The sequence below is a fragment of the Belnapia mucosa genome (assembly GCF_016775475.1).
Taxonomy (GTDB): Bacteria; Pseudomonadota; Alphaproteobacteria; order Acetobacterales; family Acetobacteraceae; genus Belnapia; species Belnapia mucosa.
The window spans coordinates 172375-187882 of sequence record NZ_JAEUXJ010000004.1 but is presented as its reverse complement, the minus strand read 5'-3'; the positions used below and the strand labels follow the sequence as shown (position 1 = coordinate 187882).

General features: G+C 71.7%; 14 protein-coding genes. 5 read left to right on the top strand and 9 right to left on the bottom strand.

What is annotated here, in order from left to right; genetic code table 11:
* Positions 1-29: 29 nt before the first annotated feature.
* From JMJ55_RS11765 to JMJ55_RS11755, 3 genes are read left to right on the top strand one after another with little or no spacing between them, the layout of a single operon-like run.
* The gene (locus tag JMJ55_RS11765) at positions 30-1163 is read left to right on the top strand and encodes an HlyD family secretion protein (RefSeq protein ID WP_202825747.1); all 1134 of its coding nucleotides are present in this window, start codon (positions 30-32) and stop codon (positions 1161-1163) included.
* Positions 1160-2746 (top strand): DHA2 family efflux MFS transporter permease subunit, encoded by a 1587-nt coding sequence (locus tag JMJ55_RS11760; RefSeq protein ID WP_328702613.1) that lies wholly within the window; start codon positions 1160-1162, stop codon positions 2744-2746. The genes JMJ55_RS11765 and JMJ55_RS11760 overlap by 4 nt, the downstream gene beginning before the upstream one ends.
* A 1-nt stretch (position 2747) precedes the next feature.
* Positions 2748-4244 (top strand): efflux transporter outer membrane subunit, encoded by a 1497-nt coding sequence (locus JMJ55_RS11755; RefSeq protein WP_202825746.1) that lies wholly within the window; start codon positions 2748-2750, stop codon positions 4242-4244.
* On the opposite strand, the gene JMJ55_RS11750 is transcribed toward JMJ55_RS11755, so the two are convergent.
* From JMJ55_RS11750 to JMJ55_RS11740, 3 genes are read right to left on the bottom strand one after another with little or no spacing between them, the layout of a single operon-like run.
* Complete coding sequence (locus JMJ55_RS11750) at positions 4245-5537, bottom strand: MFS transporter (protein ID WP_202825745.1); 1293 nt, start codon at positions 5535-5537, stop codon at positions 4245-4247. It abuts the gene before it with no gap.
* 11 nt (positions 5538-5548) lie between these two features.
* On the bottom strand, positions 5549-6130 hold the full coding sequence (locus JMJ55_RS11745) for a TetR/AcrR family transcriptional regulator (RefSeq protein ID WP_202825744.1): 582 nt from the start codon (positions 6128-6130) through the stop codon (positions 5549-5551).
* Positions 6131-6189: 59 nt separating this feature from the next.
* Positions 6190-7521 (bottom strand): hydrolase, encoded by a 1332-nt coding sequence (locus JMJ55_RS11740; protein ID WP_202825743.1) that lies wholly within the window; start codon positions 7519-7521, stop codon positions 6190-6192.
* Between the two features lie 65 nt (positions 7522-7586).
* Between JMJ55_RS11740 and JMJ55_RS11735 the strand changes: the two genes are divergently transcribed.
* Complete coding sequence (locus tag JMJ55_RS11735; RefSeq protein ID WP_202825742.1) at positions 7587-8549, top strand: Bug family tripartite tricarboxylate transporter substrate binding protein; 963 nt, start codon at positions 7587-7589, stop codon at positions 8547-8549.
* A 9-nt stretch (positions 8550-8558) separates the two neighbouring features.
* Here JMJ55_RS11735 and JMJ55_RS11730 read toward each other — a convergent pair whose 3' ends face one another.
* The 6 genes from JMJ55_RS11730 to JMJ55_RS11705 form a co-directional block, all read right to left on the bottom strand.
* On the bottom strand, positions 8559-8993 hold the full coding sequence (locus JMJ55_RS11730; RefSeq protein WP_202825741.1) for an NUDIX hydrolase: 435 nt from the start codon (positions 8991-8993) through the stop codon (positions 8559-8561).
* A 102-nt stretch (positions 8994-9095) separates the two neighbouring features.
* On the bottom strand, positions 9096-9725 hold the full coding sequence (gene upp / locus JMJ55_RS11725) for a uracil phosphoribosyltransferase (RefSeq protein ID WP_202825740.1): 630 nt from the start codon (positions 9723-9725) through the stop codon (positions 9096-9098).
* A gap of 11 nt (positions 9726-9736) precedes the next feature.
* Entirely contained in the window at positions 9737-10912 is a 1176-nt protein-coding gene (locus JMJ55_RS11720; protein WP_328702612.1) for a URC4/urg3 family protein, read from the bottom strand.
* Positions 10909-12159, bottom strand: coding sequence for a GTP cyclohydrolase II (locus JMJ55_RS11715; RefSeq protein WP_202825739.1), 1251 nt, complete (start codon positions 12157-12159; stop codon positions 10909-10911). The genes JMJ55_RS11720 and JMJ55_RS11715 overlap by 4 nt, the downstream gene beginning before the upstream one ends.
* An 88-nt stretch (positions 12160-12247) precedes the next feature.
* The gene (locus JMJ55_RS31910) at positions 12248-13681 is read right to left on the bottom strand and encodes a UdgX family uracil-DNA binding protein (protein ID WP_202825738.1); all 1434 of its coding nucleotides are present in this window, start codon (positions 13679-13681) and stop codon (positions 12248-12250) included.
* Positions 13678-14931 carry a putative DNA modification/repair radical SAM protein gene (locus tag JMJ55_RS11705; protein WP_202826061.1) on the bottom strand — a complete coding sequence of 418 codons (1254 nt, stop codon included), beginning with the start codon at positions 14929-14931 and terminating at the stop codon, positions 13678-13680. Before JMJ55_RS11705 ends, JMJ55_RS31910 begins: the two co-directional genes overlap by 4 nt.
* Before the next feature lie 86 nt (positions 14932-15017).
* Between JMJ55_RS11705 and JMJ55_RS11700 the strand changes: the two genes are divergently transcribed.
* Positions 15018-15428, top strand: coding sequence for a hypothetical protein (locus tag JMJ55_RS11700; RefSeq protein WP_202825737.1), 411 nt, complete (start codon positions 15018-15020; stop codon positions 15426-15428).
* Positions 15429-15508 lie beyond the last annotated feature (80 nt).

Here is a 15508-nt window from a genome sequence, read left to right as displayed (position 1 = left end):
TGCAGCAAAGGCCGGGCGGGACTCTACGCATGGACGACGGACGACATCGGATCGAGGAGGACCGGGCGCCGGCCTCCCATGCCGAACAGCGTGACGAGCCGAAGCGGGATGAGGAGAAGAAGCCCGCCGAAACGCCCAATCCCCTCCGACGCCGCCTGCTGATCGGTGGCGGCATCCTGGCCGCGCTCTTGCTCGCTGTCGGTGGCGGCTGGTGGTGGTGGTCGTCCCGCCAATGGGAATCGACCGACGACGCCTTCATCGAGGCGCATGTGACGCGGCTCGCCCCGCAGGTCGGCGGCCGCATCGCCCGACTGCTCGTGCAGGACAACCAGCGCGTCGAGGCCGGGCAGCTCCTGGTCGAGATCGACCCGCGCGACCTCGATATCGCGCTCGCCACTGCCCGCGCCCGGCAGGGCAGCGCCGCGGCCCAGGTCGCCCAGGCCGAGGCGGAGCTTGCGGTGCGCCGCGCCTCCATCGGTCAGGCGGATGCCAATGTCCTGGTCGCCGAGGCCGATCTGGAGAATGCCGAGACCAGCCTGCGGCGCTTCCGCAGCGTCGATCCCCGGGCGGTGACGCAGCAGCAGCGCGACGATGCCGAATCCGGCAGCCGCGGCGCCCGGGCCCGGCTGGAGGCGATGCGCCAGGCCGCCGCCGCCGCCCGCGCCCAGGCGACATCGGCCGAGGCCCGGATCCGGGCCGCCGAGGCGGCGAAGCACGAGGCAGATGCCGCCGTCGCCAATGCCGAGCTGCAACGCTCCTATGCGGGCCTCACCGCGCCGGTCGCCGGCCGGGTGACCAATCGCAGCGTCGAGGTCGGCAACATGGTCACCGCCGGCCAGGCGCTGCTCGCCCTGGTCGAGCCGGAGGTCTGGGTCACCGCCAATTTCAAGGAGACGCAGCTCCGCACCATCCGCGAGGGCCAGACGGTCGAGGTGAAGGTCGATGCCTATTCCGACCCCGTCCTGCGTGGCCGGGTGGACAGCATCCAGCGCGGCACGGGCGCCCGCTTCTCCGTCCTGCCGGCGCAGAACGCCACCGGCAACTACGTCAAGGTCACGCAGCGGGTGCCGGTGAAGATCGTCCTCGCCGATGACCGGGCGCGCAACATGCCGCTCTCGCCCGGCCTCTCGGTGGTGCCGCGGGTCCGGGTGCGCGGCGAGTGAGCGCGGCGCTTCCCCGTTCCGCCGCAGGCAACCGCTCGCCCTGGCTGATCGCCACCATCGTCTCCATCGCCACCTTCATGGAGGTGCTGGACACCACCATTGCCAATGTCGCGCTGCGCCACATGGCGGGTGGCGTCGGCGCCAGCCAGGACGAGAGCACCTGGATCCTGACGACTTATCTGGTGACGAATGCCATCGTCCTGCCGGTCTCGGGCTATCTGGCGACGGCGCTCGGGCGCAAGCGCTTCTACATGGGCTGCGTCGCGCTCTTCACCATCGCCTCGCTCGGCTGCGCCCTCTCGCCCAACCTGCCGATGCTGCTACTCTGCCGCGCCATCCAGGGGATCGGCGGCGGCGGCCTGGCGCCGGCCGAGCAATCCATCCTCGCCGATACCTTCCCGCCGGAGAAGCGCGGCCAAGCCTTCGCCCTCTACGGCCTCACGGTGGTGACGGCGCCGGCCATCGGCCCGGCGCTGGGCGGCTGGATCACCGACAACTTCTCCTGGCACTGGATCTTCCTGATCAACGTGCCGGTGGGCGTGCTTTCGGTCTTCCTCGTCTCCGTCTTCGTGCAGGAACCGGAGGCGGTGCGGGAGGACCGCAAGCGCTTCCTCGCCGAGGGCGGCGGCGTCGACTGGGTCGGCTTCCTGCTCGCCGCCATCGCGCTGGGCAGCCTGCAGGTGGTGCTGGACCGGGCGGTGATCGATGACGGCTTCTGGTCGGAGACGGTCACGATCCTCACCATCACCTGCGTCACCGGCTTCATGCTGCTGATCCCCTGGGAGAGGCGGCAGCGCCGGCCTGCCGTCGATGTTCGGCTCTTTGCCCAGCGCGGCTTCCTCGCCGCCAGCCTCATCATGTTCCTGGTCGCCTTCACCCTGTTCAGCACCACCCAGCTCCTGCCGCAGCTGACGCAGGAGCTGATGGGCTATGACGCGACGACGGCGGGGCTGACCCTGGCGGTGGGCGGCTTCGCCACCGTCTTCATCATGCCCATCGCCGGCCGGCTCGTCGGGCTGGTGCAGCCACGCTGGATGATCCTCGGCGCCATGCTCTGGTCCGGCTTCGCGCTGCTGCATGCGACGGGGATGGAGCTCGGCATGTCCTTCTGGGATGTCTCGCTGCTGCGCATCCTGCAGGTGGTGGCGCTGCCCTTCCTCTTCGTGCCCATCACCACCGCGGCCTATATCGGCCTGCCGCCGGACAAGACCAACGATGCCAGCGCGCTGATCAACCTGATGCGCAATCTCGGCGCCTCGGTCGGCATCTCGGTGATGAATGCGGTCGTGGTCCGGGGCGCGCAATTCCACCAGAGCCGCCTGGTCGAGAGCGCCAGCGACTACAACCCGCTCTGGACCGAGCAACTGCGCCAGACCGAGGCGGCGCTGCGCGAGGGCGGCATCGGCGCCGCCGAAGCCCCCGCCGCCGCGCTCGGCCAAATGGCGCAGCAGGTCCAGGCTCAGGCCCAGGTGCTGAGTTACATCGACGCCTTCTGGCTGCTCGGCATCGCCGTGCTGGTGCTCTGGCCCCTGGTCTTCCTCATGCGCAGCCAGCCGAAAGGGGCACAGCCGAGTGGTCACTAGGATGATGAGGCGGGCGGTGCCGCTGCTGGCGCTGCTTGCGGCCGGCTGCACGGTCGGCCCGAATTTCCTCCGCCCGACGCCACGCACGCCCGAGGGCTGGACCCGCGCCAGCCTCGATGCCCCGGCCTATGCACGCAGCCGGGCGGTGGCGGCGGAGATCGACCGGAGCTGGTGGACCAGCTTCCGCGACCCGACCTTGACCTGGCTGGTGACCAGCGCCGAATCCGGCAACCCGGATATCGAGGAAGCCAGCGCCCGCATCGCCGAGACGCGGGAGCAGCGGAGCATCGCGCTGGCCGGCTTCTGGCCGACCCTCGATGCCCAGGCTTCCGACACACGGCTTCGGATCAGCCGGAACAGCCCCTTCGCGGCGCTCGCCGGCGGCAGTCCGAGTGCCGGCGGCCAGCCCAACCCGACCCAGGGCGCCGCCATCCCGACCGGGCCGAAGCCGACGCTGAGCATCTACCAGGCCGGCTTCGATGCCGCCTGGGAACTCGACATCTTCGGCCGCACCCGGCGCGGGGTGGAGGCGGCCGGTGCCGACCTCCTTTCGGCCGAGCGGCTGCTCGACAATGCCCGGCTCTCGCTGCGGGCCGAGGCCGCGCGGGCCTATCTCGAGCTGCGCGGCCTCCAGGCCCGGCGCGAGGTGGCCCTGCAAAGCGTGCGGCTGCAACGCGACACCCTCGGCCTCACCCGCTCCCGCGCCCAGTCGGGCTTCGCGACCGAGGTGGATGTCGCCAATGCCGAGGCGCAGCTTGCCAGCACCGAGGCGACGCTGCCGCAGCTCGAAGCCCAGGTGACGCAGGCGATGAACCGGCTCGCCCGGCTGCTCGGTCAGGATCCCGGCGCGCTCTCCGATCGGCTGACCGCCCGCGCGCCGCAGCCGCCGGTGCCGGAGGTGGTGGCGATCGGCCTGCCGCTCGACACGGTGCGGCGCCGGCCGGATGTGGCCTCGGCCGAGGCGGCGCTGGCGGCGCAGACGGCGCGGATCGGCGTCGCCACGGCGCAGCTCTACCCTAGCATCCGCATCAACGGTACGCTCGGCCTGCAATCCGGCAACACCGCCAATCTCTTCACCGCCGCCAGCCGCTTCTTCTCGATCGGGCCCTCGCTGATGATCCCGCTTTTCGAGGGCGGGCGGCTGCGCGCCCAGGTGCGGCTGGAGGAGGCGCGGCAGCGCACCGCGGCCATCGCCTGGCGCCGCACCGTGCTGGATGCGTTGCATGAGGTGGAGAATGCGCTCGCCGCCTATTACGGCGAGCAGGGGCGGCGGGCGGCACTGATGCGCCAGGCGCGTGCGGCGCAATCGGCCGCGGCGCTGGCGCGGCAGCGTTTCACCGCCGGGCTCGGCACCTTCCTGGAAGTCCTGGATGCCGAGCGCACCCGGCTGAACGCCCAGCTCGCGCTGGCCCAAAGCGCGGCGCTGGTCTCGACCGATCTGGTCGCCGTCTACAAGGCGCTCGGCGGCGGGTGGGAGCCCAACCCGCCGCATGGCTGATCAGGCGGTAGCGGCTGCCGTCACCGGCCGCGCCGGCCGGGCGCCGAGCGCGAGCAGCGCCGCCAGCAGGCAGGCGGCGCCGGCCAGGAAAAAGGCGGGCAGGTAGCTTGCCAGCGCATCCCGGCTGAGCCCGGCGCCGAGCGCGGCGGTGGCGGCGCCCAGCTGGTGCGCGGTGAAGACCCAGCCGAAGACCAGCGGCGCCCGTTCCCGCCCGAAGGCCTGGCCGGCCAGCTTCACCGTCGGCGGCACCGTGGCGATCCAGTCGAGGCCGTAGAAGACCGCGAAGATCGACAGGCCATAGAGCGAGAAGGTGCTGAAGGGCAGGAAGAGCAGCGAGATGCCGCGCAGCCCGTAATACCAGAACAGCAGCTTCCGGTTGTCGTAGCGATCGGAGAGCCAGCCGGAGGCGATGGTGCCGAGGAAGTCGAAGGCGCCCATCATCGCCAGCACCGAGGCCGCCTCGACCTCCGCCATGCCGAAATCGGCGCAGAGCGGGATGAAATGGGTCTGGATGAGCCCGTTGGTCGAAAGCCCGCAGATCAGGAAGGTGGCGAAGAGGATCCAGAAGACCCGCGAGCGCGCACCATCGGCCAACGCGGCGAAGGCGTTCCGCACCGCATTGCCGGAAGGCGCCGGCGGCCGCGGCGCGATGGTCACGCTAGCATCGCCATAGGCGTTCATCCCGAGCTCCGCCGGATGGTCGCTGCCCAGCAGCAGCATCAGCAGCCCGGCGAGGAGGCAGGCGCCGAGGCCGGGCAGCATCGCCACCCGCCAGCCCTCATTCTGCGCCAGCCAGGCGGCGAGCGGCAGGAAGGCCAGCTGCCCCGTGGCATTGGCCGCGGTCAGCATCCCAAGCACGAGGCCGCGCCGCTGCACGAACCAGCGATTGGCGACCGTCGCGCCCAGCACCAGCGCGGTCATCCCCGTGCCGATGCCGGTCATCACGCCCCAGGTGAGCCAGAGCTGCCAGATCTCCGTCATCCCCTGCGAGAGCACGCAACCGAGCACCACGAGCGAGAGGGCGAAGGCGACTATGCGCCGCAGCCCATAGCGCTGCAGCAACGCCGCGGCGAAGGGCGCCATCAGCCCGAACAGCAGCAGGCGCAGGGCCAGCGCGCCGGAGATTGCCCCCGTCTCCCAGCCGAATTCCCGCTGGAGGGGCAGCAGCAGCGCGCCGAGGATGCCGAGCGCTCCGGCCGAGGAGAGCGCGACCAGGAAGGTCAGCGCCACCATCACCCAGCCGTAATGGATGCCGCGGCGAGCCAGCGCCGGGGCGAGACGGTTCGCAAGCATGGCAGGAATCCTCAGTCGGAATTCGCGCCGGCTTCCCCGGCCGTGAGCTGACGCCGCGCCGCTGCCAGGATGCGGTCGGACAGGTCCGGGTCATCGACCGCACGCGCCAGGATCAGCGCTCCGACCAGAGTGGAGGCGGCGGCGAGCGCCTCGTCCTCGGGCGCCCGGCTGCGGCCTTCCAGCGCGACCCGAAGCCGCCCGGCGAGTTTCTGCATGCCTTCGGTGAAGGCGCGGCGGACCGGCCCGCCCTGGCGCGCCGCCTCGGCGCCGATCGCGGCGAGGGCGCAGCCGGAGCCCGGCTGGTCCCGGTGGCGCGGCGAGAGGTAGCGCTCGACCATGGCGGCGATGCCGCCGCCCGGGGGAAGGTTGGGCGCCACGGTTTCTTCGCTGCGCCGCGTCGCCTCGGTCAGCGCCTCCGCCATCAGCGCCTCCTTGGAGCCGAACTGGCTGTAGAGGCTGCCATGGGTGAGGCCGGCGGCGCGGCTGAGGGCATCGACGCCGGTGCCGGCGATGCCGCCCTCGCGGATCAGCCGGGAGGTTTCGGCCAGGATCCGCGCCCTGTTTTCCGCCGCCTGTGCCTTGCTGACGCGCATCCCGTCCTCCTGCCGCCCAGGTTAATAATGACGTTCGCCATCAAATGCAAGCGGGCCGGCTACCAGGTCAGCTCCGCCACCGCGATCCGCCCCTCCGCGGCCGGCCAGGCGCGGGCGACCAGCCGTTCCTCGTTGAACAGTGCCGGGATCGGGCGGCCGAGCTCGCCGGCCGGCAGGCGAAGCGTCGCCGTCGCGCTGCGGGCGATGCCCTGCGGCACATCGCCGGGCACCCCGCCGTCGAGCAGGATGGTGTCGCGCGGCAGGCTGAAATAGCCGCGCGGCCGGGTGAAGAGCAGCACGCCGCCGGCGGCGCGGTCGGCCTCCATCAGCGGCCGGGCCGGGCGCAGATGCACCACATCGGAGGAGCGTGGGAAGGGCGAGCGGTAGATATGCGTCACCGGATGGCCCGGCGCCGCCACCACGAATTCCAGCGTCCAGCCGGACTCGACCGCGACCGGGCCCCAGCGTCCCTTGGCACCGGTGGTGCGGCGCAGGAGGGCCTCGCCGATCCGGGCACCGGTCTCGGGATCGGTGCGGAAGAGCTCGACGGTGGCGCCCTCCACCGGCCGGTTGCTCTGCACCCCGCCCGGCGTGCCGGTCACCAGCCCGTCCAGCACCGGCCGCGCCTCAGGCAGCACCGCCAGCCGCGCCGGGGCCCGGCTGGCGATGAAGCGATACATCTCGGCGAAGGCGCGCGGGTGGTAGGCGGTCTCGCGGTGGTCGAGGCCGGGCAGCACGAGATTGGTCGCGCCGCGCAGTGCCGGCCCATCGACATCCGTGCCGGTCGGCCGATCCGGTGTCGGCGACCAGACCGCGCGCGGCTGGGCATAGAGGTCGTTGGCATCGCTGCGGAGGGTGAGAAAACTGGTCTCCGGCACCACGTCGGCGGGCCCGGCATTCAGTCGGCTGAGGAAGGGACCGCGGCTGTTGAACTCGCTGCCGGCGCGCTCCGGCCAGTCCATGACGCCGCGGTTCGGCGTGCCGCAGAGCACGGCATGGGAAACCTGCGAGGCGCCACCCTGCTGCACGACGAAGTCGCGGATCGGGTTGCCGCCGCGGCTATTGCCGGCCAGCGCCACCCGCGACGCGCCGGTCTCGGCCCGGAGGTCGCGGATGAAGGCGGCCAGCCGCTCGGTCTGCTCGACGCTGCTGCTGCGGCCCGGCTGCGGCACCGCATCGTCGTCGCGCGCCAGCGGATCGGGGAAATTCACCGCCCGCAGCCGGGCGCGCGGCCAGCCATTGCTCTCGAAGCGCCAGAGCGTGGTCTGCCACAGCGCGGCATGATCGCCATTGCCGTGCAGGAAAAGGATGGGCGGCGGCGGCCCTTCCTGCGCCCGGGCCAGGGTGGAGAGGAAGGGCAGGGCGAGGAGGCCGCGTCGAGGGAATCGCATACCGGCATCCTGGCACGGGCCGGGCGGCGATGGACAAGCCGGGCCACCTCTGGAACCATCCGGCCATGCGCCGCCGATCCGTCCTCGCCGCCGCCCTGCTGCCCAGCCTCGCCCGGGCGCAACCGGCCTGGCCGACGCGGTCGGTGCGGGTCATCGTGCCCTTCCCGCCGGGCCAGGCGACCGACATCATGGCCCGGATCATGGGCGATGAGCTGGCGGGGCGGCTCGGCCAGCCTTTCGTCGTCGACAACCGCAGCGGCGGCGCCGGCATCCCGGGCATGGAGATGATCGCCAAGGCGGCGCCGGATGGCTACACGCTGGGGATGGCGAGTTCCGGGCCGCTCAGCATCAATCCGGCCGTCATGTCGCGCCTGCCCTATGACGTGCAGCGGGACTTCGCCCCGGTCGCCCTGGTCTTCACCACGCCGCTGATCGCGGTGGTGCATCCCGGCTCCGGCATCGCCTCCCTGCCCGAGCTGATCGCGCAGGCGAAGGCCCGGCCGAAGGCGCTGGACTATGCCTCGGGCGGGCCGGGAAGCTCGCTGCATCTGGCGGCGGAGGCCTTCTGCCAGCAGGCCGGCATCCAGCTGAACCACATCCCCTATCGCGGCTCGGCCCCGGCCATGGCCGACCTCATCGCGGGCAATGTGAAGCTGATGTTCGACAGCCTCGCCTCCGCCCTGCCGCATATCCAGGCGGGACGGGTGCGCGCGCTCGGCGTCACCTCGGCGCGGCGGATGCCGCAGCTGCCCGATCTCCCGACGGTCGCGGAGGCCGCCAACCTGCCGGGCTTCTCGGTCGAGGGCTGGGCCGGGCTGGTCGCGCCGGCCGGCACGCCTGGGCCGGTGCTGGACCGGCTGGGGCGGGAGGCGCTGGCGGTGCTCGCCAGCCCTGCGGTCACGGCGCGCATCGCCGATCTGGGCGCGACCGCCGCGCCGCTCGGCCCCCAGGAATTCGCCGGCTTCATCCGCAGCGAGCTGGCGAAATTCCAGGCCATCGCGCGCGCCGCGGATGTCCGGCTGGACTGAGGCGGAGGCTCAGCGCCCGGTCGCGGCCAGGCGCAGCATCAGGGTGCCGAGCTCGCCTTCCTCCACCGCCGCGGCGGCCTGGGGCAGGCTGAACCAGCGGCGCTCGCGCTCCGCCCGCTCCGGCCAGTCCTCCAGCATCTCCTCGACCGCGAGGGGAAAGACCTCGACCTGGCAAGTGACCGTGGCGCCGTCGCGCAGCCGCTTCGGATAGGCATAGGCACCGATCGGCTCGGGGTCGATGCGGCCGCGGATACCGGCCTCCTCGAAGGCCTCGCGCGCAGCCTGCCGGGCGGCGCCGCAGGCTTCGGTCCAGCCCTTGGGCAGCACCCAGCGCCGCGTCTCCCGGCTCGTGACCAACAGCACCTCCGTCTCCCGGCCATTCTGCCGGTAGGGAAGGGCGGCGCATTGCCGGTCGCGACGGGAGGGTTTCGGGCGGCGGGACATGCTCTCCATGCTGGACAGGTTGCAGCGGGTTCGGTGTGCGATAGTTAACAACCAGCTATAACAGATGCGAGAAAAAGGTCCAGACAACCGGTTTTTCGGGCGTCAGCGCGTCCCGAACATCCGGTCCCCGGCATCGCCGAGGCCAGGAACGATATAGCCATGGCTATCGAGATGGCTGTCGATGGCCGCGGTCCAGATCGGCACCTCGGGATGGGCGCCGTGGAAGCGCTCGATCCCTTCCGGCGCGGCGAGCAGGCAGACCAGGCGCAACTCCTGGCAGCCGCGTTCCTTCAGCCGGTCGATGGCGGCGACGGCGCTGTTGGCGGTGGCGAGCATCGGGTCGAGCACCACGACCAGGCGCTCGGCCACGTCGGGCGGGGCCTTGAAGTAATATTCCACGGCCTGGAGCGTCTTCGGGTCCCGATAGAGGCCGATATGCGCGATGCGGGCCGAGGGGACGAGGTCGAGCATCCCATCCACGAAGCCCATTCCGGCCCGGAGAATCGGGGCGAAGACCAGCTTCTTGCCCGACAGGATCGGCGTCTTCATCCGCGCCAGGGGCGTCTCGATCTCGACTTCCTCCAGCGGCAGGTCGCGCGTCACCTCATAGGCCAGCAGCATGCCGATCTCGTTCAGCAGGCGGCGGAAGCCCTGGGTGGAGCGCTCGGCGCTGCGCATCAGCGAGAGCTTGTGCTGCACCAGCGGATGGCGGACGACATGGACTTGCCTCATGCGCGGGCCTTTCAGAACAGGGTGCCATCGCTGGCGATGCGGAGCGGCGGGCCGCCATCGGCGCGGCGCTCGGCGGCGAGGCGCCGGCCGGCCCACCAGGTGCCGCCTTCCAGCACGCGGGCGAGGGGGAAGGCCTCCGCCGTGACGCCCAGGCGCTTCCGCACCAGCGGTGCAATCCGGTCGAGCAGCGCGACGGTCAGCGCCCGCCAGCCGACGATCAGCGGGCTGCCCGGGGCATGCTCGCGTCCGGCATCCGCCGGGTCCATGAGGCGGATGACGCCCAGGTCGAGGAAGAGGCCGCCATTGCGGTATTCCGGCAGGCCGGTGAGCGCATCGATATCGGTGACGCGGATGCCGGACTCCTCGATCGGTTCGATCAGCGAATAGGCGAGCCATTGCGAGAGCTTGTGGAAGGGCACGAACCCGTCCGGCGCGGTGATGCCGGGATGCGGCCAGATATCGGGGCCATTCGGCCAGACGGGACCGAGATGGTGCAGCAGGGCGATGAGGATTGCCCGCGCCGGCAGCGTGCCGCCTTCCGCCTGCGCGGCGAGATGATCGAACAGCGCCCCGGGCCGGCCGGGCACGGCCTCGCCCAGGCGGCGGAGCAGGGCGGCGCGGCCCTCGAGGCCGATCAGCGGATTGTCCGGCCCGGCCTGGAAGCCAGCGGCGAGGTCCGCTTCCGTCAGGGTTGCGAGGCGGGCGGCGTCGGCCCGGGGGCTGCGGCCATCCGCGGCGAAGGCACCGCCGGTGAACATCCGGAAGCTGGCGACGGCGAGGCCTTCGGAGCGGGCAAAGACCTGGCCGGTCTCCGCCTCGCGGTAGCGCCAGCCCATGCCGGCGCCGGCATCGAGCAGGACCGAGGTGATGGCGAGGTCGAAGGCCATCCGCGGGTCGCGGGCGGGGAGGGCGGCCCAGCGGTCCACGCCACCCACAGCGAAATGGCGCCAGCGTGCATGGAAGGGCACGGCAAGGTCCGGGTAGTTCTCCCGCACCACCTGCGCGACGAGGTCGGCCGTGGCGGGCAGGCGGTCGAGGTCGAGCTGCCAGCCTTCGAGCCTGCCCTGCTGCGCATGGGCGAACAGCGCCCCGCAGCGCTCACGCACCGCCTCCGGCGTCAGCAGATCCAGGGAAGGACGCGGCCGATTCACGACCTCACCAGGGCTCGGCCGATCGGACGCGCTCACATGCTCTCCAGCGGCCGGCCGACGGTGCGGGCGAGGTCGGCGGGGCTCGGCGCCTCGGGGGCGAAGTAGCCGGCGGCCTTCTTCGCCTCCATCTCGACCGCCGCATCGGGCGGGATGCGGTCGGGAGGGATCGGCACGCGCTCCAGCACCTCGATGCCCTGCTCCACCATGGCGTCGTATTTCAAGTTGGACATCGAGATCAGGCGGTGGATGCGCGTCACGCCGAGCCAATGCAGCACATCCGGCATCAGCTGCTGGAAGCGCGCATCCTGAACGCCCGCGACGCATTCCGTCCGCTCGAAATAGGTGGCGGCCTGGTCGCCGCCCTCCTGCCGCTTGCGGGCATTGTAGACGAGGAATTTCGTCACCTCGCCGAGCGCCCGCCCTTCCTTCCTGTTGTAGACGACGAGGCCGACGCCACCCCCCTGCGCCGCGCGGATGCCCTCCTCGATCCCCTGGATCAGATAGGGCCGGCAGGTGCAGATGTCGGAGCCGAAGACGTCGGAGCCGTTGCACTCGTCATGCACCCGGCAGGCGAGGCGGGTATGGCGGTCGGCCAGCGCCCGCGGGTCGCCGAAGATATAGGCGGTGATCCCGCCGATGGGCGGAAGGAAGACCGAGAGGTCGGGCCGCGTCACCAGCTCCGGATACATCCCGCCCGTCTGCTCGAAGAGGGTGCGGCGGAGGTCGTGCTCGGCGACGCCGAAGCGCTCGGCAATCCCCGGCAGCCACCAGACCGGGTCGATCGCCGCCTTGGTGACGGAGACATCGCCATTGCCGTGCAGCACCTGCCCGTCCGGCGCCAGCTCACCCTGGCCGACCAACGCGTTCAGCTCCGCCATGTTGAGCCGGGCGCGGGTGATGGCGATGGTCGGGCGGATATCGATGCCCTCGCCGATCGCCTGGCCGAAGGCCTCGCCGGTGACATGGCCCCAGGGGTCGAGCGAGACGATCTTCCCCGGCTCCGTCCATTGCGGATAGGGCCCGATCTCCGTCACCGGATGGGTATTGGCAAGGTCCGGCCGCTGCAGCGGCGAGAGCGCGCCGGCCGAGACGGCGAGCGCCCGGTAGAGCGAATAGGACCCGCCATGGGTGCCGATCACGTTGCGGTCGGAGGGGCGGGTGACGGAGCCGATGACCGGGCCGCGCTCCGCTGGCCCCGCCGCCCCCCAGCGCAGAGGCCAGCGATGCGCCTGTGGTTCGGGATGCGAGGTGAGGCGGATATGGCGCGGGGCGTTGCTGCTCATGCGGGGTCCGGGACTGGAACGAGCAGCCAGTCTCCGGCCTCAGGCGGGCCGGGGCAAGGAAACCCTTCGCGCGCTGGTCGGGCCCCGCCTATTGCACCTCGCGCCAAGCGCTCTTCAGGTCGCCGAGGAAGCGGGCATATTCCCGCTCCTTGCTCTCCGGGTCAGGCAGGCGGAGCAGGTAGGAGGGGTGGACGGTCGGCAGCACCGGCACCCCGTCCTCGCTCCGCACCACCTCGCCCCGCACCTTGGTGATGGCGAGCGGCTTGCCGGTCAGTGCCCTGAGCGCCGTGGCGCCGAGCGAGACCACCAGCCGCGGCCCGACGATCTCGATCTCCCGCCGCAGGAAGGGGCGGTAATGCGCGATGTCACCGGCATCCGGCGACTGGTGCAGCCGCCGCCGGCCCGTCGGCTTGAATTTGAAATGCTTCACCGCGTTGGTGACATAGGCCTCGGCGCGGGGGATGCCCGCCTCCTCCAGCGCCCGGTTGAACATCCGCCCGGCCGGGCCGACGAAGGGCTTCCCGGCGATATCCTCCTCATCGCCCGGCTGCTCGCCGACGAAGAGGAGCGCGGCGCCGATCGGCCCCTCGCCGAAGACGGCCTGGGTGGCGTGCTCGGCCAGTGGCCCGCGATCGGCCAGCACCTCGGCGCGGAGGGCGGCGAGTGCCGCGGCGGGGTCCTGGGTGAAGAGATCGGCTGGCATGGGCGCCTCAACGCTGGCGGCCAGGGCGCGTTGCCGCCGCGGCGCGGGCGGGGTGGCGCCGCGGGCGACCATCTCGGCGACGCGCCGTGGGGCCTCGGCCATCAGCCGGGGGATGTCCTGCGCCTCGGGCAGGTTGCGCCAGTATTTCACCGGCATCTCGGCCCGCATGGCGGCCGGCTTCAGGCGGGCCGGGTTGAAGATGCTGGCAAAATAGGCCCGCCAGAGCTCCTCCTTGGCATCCTCGGCCGGGGCATCGGCGCGGCGGCCGCCGGGGCCCATCCGCAACTCCTCCCCATCCCAATGCGCGCTCGCCTCGGGCGTCAGGATGGACCAGTGCATCCCGGCGAAGCGGCGGAGGAAAAAGCCCGCCTCGGCTTCCAGGATATGGTGGTCAGGCTCGAACCAGGCGACATAGCGGGGGCCGGGCGCCTCGCGGAAGCGGACGAAGGCATGCATCTTGTGGGCGTCGCGCCGCACCGCCTTGGCCATGGATTGGGCGCGGATCACCTCCGGGTCCGTCGCCACCTCCAGCAGCCCATGCTCGCCATGGGTCAGGCGCCAGAGCAGGCGGTAGAGCAGGGCGAAGCGCTCCGGGTCGCGGTGGCGGATGACCACCTCCGCCAGCTCCGGGAAAGCACGCGGCACGGTGAGGCCCGCCCGCCGCGGCTCCGGCACCGCCTCATCGGCGAAGAGCCCGGCGGCCTCGCCGGCGAGGTGCCAGGCAACGCGCTCCGGCACCACCTCGGCCGCGAGCAGCCGCCGCGCCGCCTCCCGCCAGGCCGGGAAGTCGGCGGGGCCGGGGAGGGCGATGCCGATCACAGCAGGCTCATCTGCACCGGGCGGGCGAAGCCGGTGCGCGGTGCGACCAGGGCGCGGAGGTCGAGCCGGTCCGTCACCCGCGGCCGGTGGTCGGCGGTGACCAGGAAGGGCAGCAGCTTCGAGAGCGGCAGGCGGAGCCGTGCCAGATCCTCGCTCCGGATCGCCCGGTGGCGGCGTGCCGCCAGCAGCCGGTCCACCGTCTTCGCCCCGAGTCCGGGGACGCGCAGCAGCCGCTCCCGCGGCGCCCGGTTCACGTCGACAGGGAAGTCGCCCCGGTGCCGCAGCGCCCAGGCCAGCTTCGGGTCGATGCCGAGGTCGAGCATGCCGCCCTCGCCGCCGGCCATAATCTCCTCCAGCGAGAAGCCGTAGAAGCGCAGCAGCCAGTCCGCCTGGTACAGCCGGTGCTCCCGCACCAGCGGCGGCGCCTCCGGCGGCAGCAGGCGGGAGGCATCGGGGATGGGCGAATAGGCGGAGAAATAGACCCGCTTGAGCCCGTAGCTGCCATAGAGATTGGCCGTCGTCCCGAGCACCGCCCGGTCGTCCGAGGCATCCGCGCCGATGATCATCTGCGTGCTCTGCCCCGCCGGGGCGAAGCGTGGCGGGGCGGCCCGGCGGGCAGTCTGCCGCGCCTCCTTCGCTTCCTCCATCCGCAGCCGCATGCGAGCCATGCTTCGGCGGATTTCGGACAAATCCTTCTCCGGGGCGAGGGCGCGGAGCGAATCCTCCTGCGGCAGCTCGACATTGATCGAGAGCCGGTCGGCATGCCGCCCCGCCTCGGCCAGCAATTCGGGCGCGGCGTCGGGGATGGTCTTCAGGTGGATGTAGCCGCGGAAGCCATGCTCCTCCCGCAGGAGGCGCGCGACCTCGACCAGCCGCTCCATCGTGTAGTCGGGCGAGCGGATGATGCCGGAGGAGAGGAAGAGCCCCTCGATATAGTTCCGCCGGTAGAAGTCGAGGGTCAGGTCCACCAGTTCCCGCACCGTGAAGCGGGCGCGGGGGACGTTGCTGGTGGCGCGGTTGATGCAATAAGCGCAGTCATAGATGCAGGCATTGGTCAGCAGCACCTTGAGCAGCGAGATGCAGCGCCCGTCCGGCGCATAGGCATGGCAGATGCCCATGCCCTCGGTGCTGCCGATCCCGCCCTGCTGGCTGTCCCGCTTGTCCGTCCCCGAGGAGGCACAGGAGGCATCGTATTTCGCCGCATCGGCGAGGATTTCGAGCTTGCGGCGTAGATCCATGGCGGCGGTCATGTTCATTATATGTTCCGAAACGTGACAATGCAAGGTCCAACAGGCCCCGGATGAACCTTTCCGCCCCCGGGCGGTTAAGGCGGCCGATGCCCTACGCCCTTCGCCCCGCCCTGCTCGCCCTCCTGCTGATGCTCGCCGGCCCGGCCCTGGCGCAGCAGGCGGCCGTCCTGACCCCGGACCAGCTCGCGACCGTGCTGCGCGCCCGCGGCTTCACCGACCTTGAGGGGGTGGAGCGGGATGGGGATACATTCCGCATCGCCCGGTCCATGCGCTATGGCGAGCCGGTCGAGAATCTCCGCATCGATGCCGCGACCGGCCTGCCGCGCGAGCAGCCGCCGCTGACCGAGGGTCAGGCGCGGGAACTGCTGCGGGCCCGCGGTTATGCCGAGGTGACGGAGATCGGCCGCGACGGCGATGCCATCCGCCTGCGCGCGGTGCGGGAGGGCACCCCCAGCGAATTGACCGTCGATGCCCGGACCGGGGCGGTGCGGCAATAGCCCGCCACCCCATGTCCTGCCATGGCTTCCGTGGCCTGCTTATCCGCAAGGCTCGCGGCCAGGGGCCGCGCTCTTGGCGG

Coding starts and splice junctions, on each gene's coding strand:
- JMJ55_RS11765 (WP_202825747.1), top strand. CDS start 30: ATGGACGACGGACGACATCGGATCGAGGAGGACCGGGCGCCGGCCTCC.
- JMJ55_RS11755 (WP_202825746.1), top strand. CDS start 2,748: ATGATGAGGCGGGCGGTGCCGCTGCTGGCGCTGCTTGCGGCCGGCTGC.
- JMJ55_RS11750 (WP_202825745.1), bottom strand. CDS start 5,537: ATGCTTGCGAACCGTCTCGCCCCGGCGCTGGCTCGCCGCGGCATCCAT.
- JMJ55_RS11745 (WP_202825744.1), bottom strand. CDS start 6,130: ATGCGCGTCAGCAAGGCACAGGCGGCGGAAAACAGGGCGCGGATCCTG.
- JMJ55_RS11740 (WP_202825743.1), bottom strand. CDS start 7,521: ATGCGATTCCCTCGACGCGGCCTCCTCGCCCTGCCCTTCCTCTCCACC.
- JMJ55_RS11735 (WP_202825742.1), top strand. CDS start 7,587: ATGCGCCGCCGATCCGTCCTCGCCGCCGCCCTGCTGCCCAGCCTCGCC.
- JMJ55_RS11730 (WP_202825741.1), bottom strand. CDS start 8,993: ATGTCCCGCCGCCCGAAACCCTCCCGTCGCGACCGGCAATGCGCCGCC.
- upp (WP_202825740.1), bottom strand. CDS start 9,725: ATGAGGCAAGTCCATGTCGTCCGCCATCCGCTGGTGCAGCACAAGCTC.
- JMJ55_RS11715 (WP_202825739.1), bottom strand. CDS start 12,159: ATGAGCAGCAACGCCCCGCGCCATATCCGCCTCACCTCGCATCCCGAA.
- JMJ55_RS11705 (WP_202826061.1), bottom strand. CDS start 14,931: ATGACCGCCGCCATGGATCTACGCCGCAAGCTCGAAATCCTCGCCGAT.
- JMJ55_RS11700 (WP_202825737.1), top strand. CDS start 15,018: ATGCCCTACGCCCTTCGCCCCGCCCTGCTCGCCCTCCTGCTGATGCTC.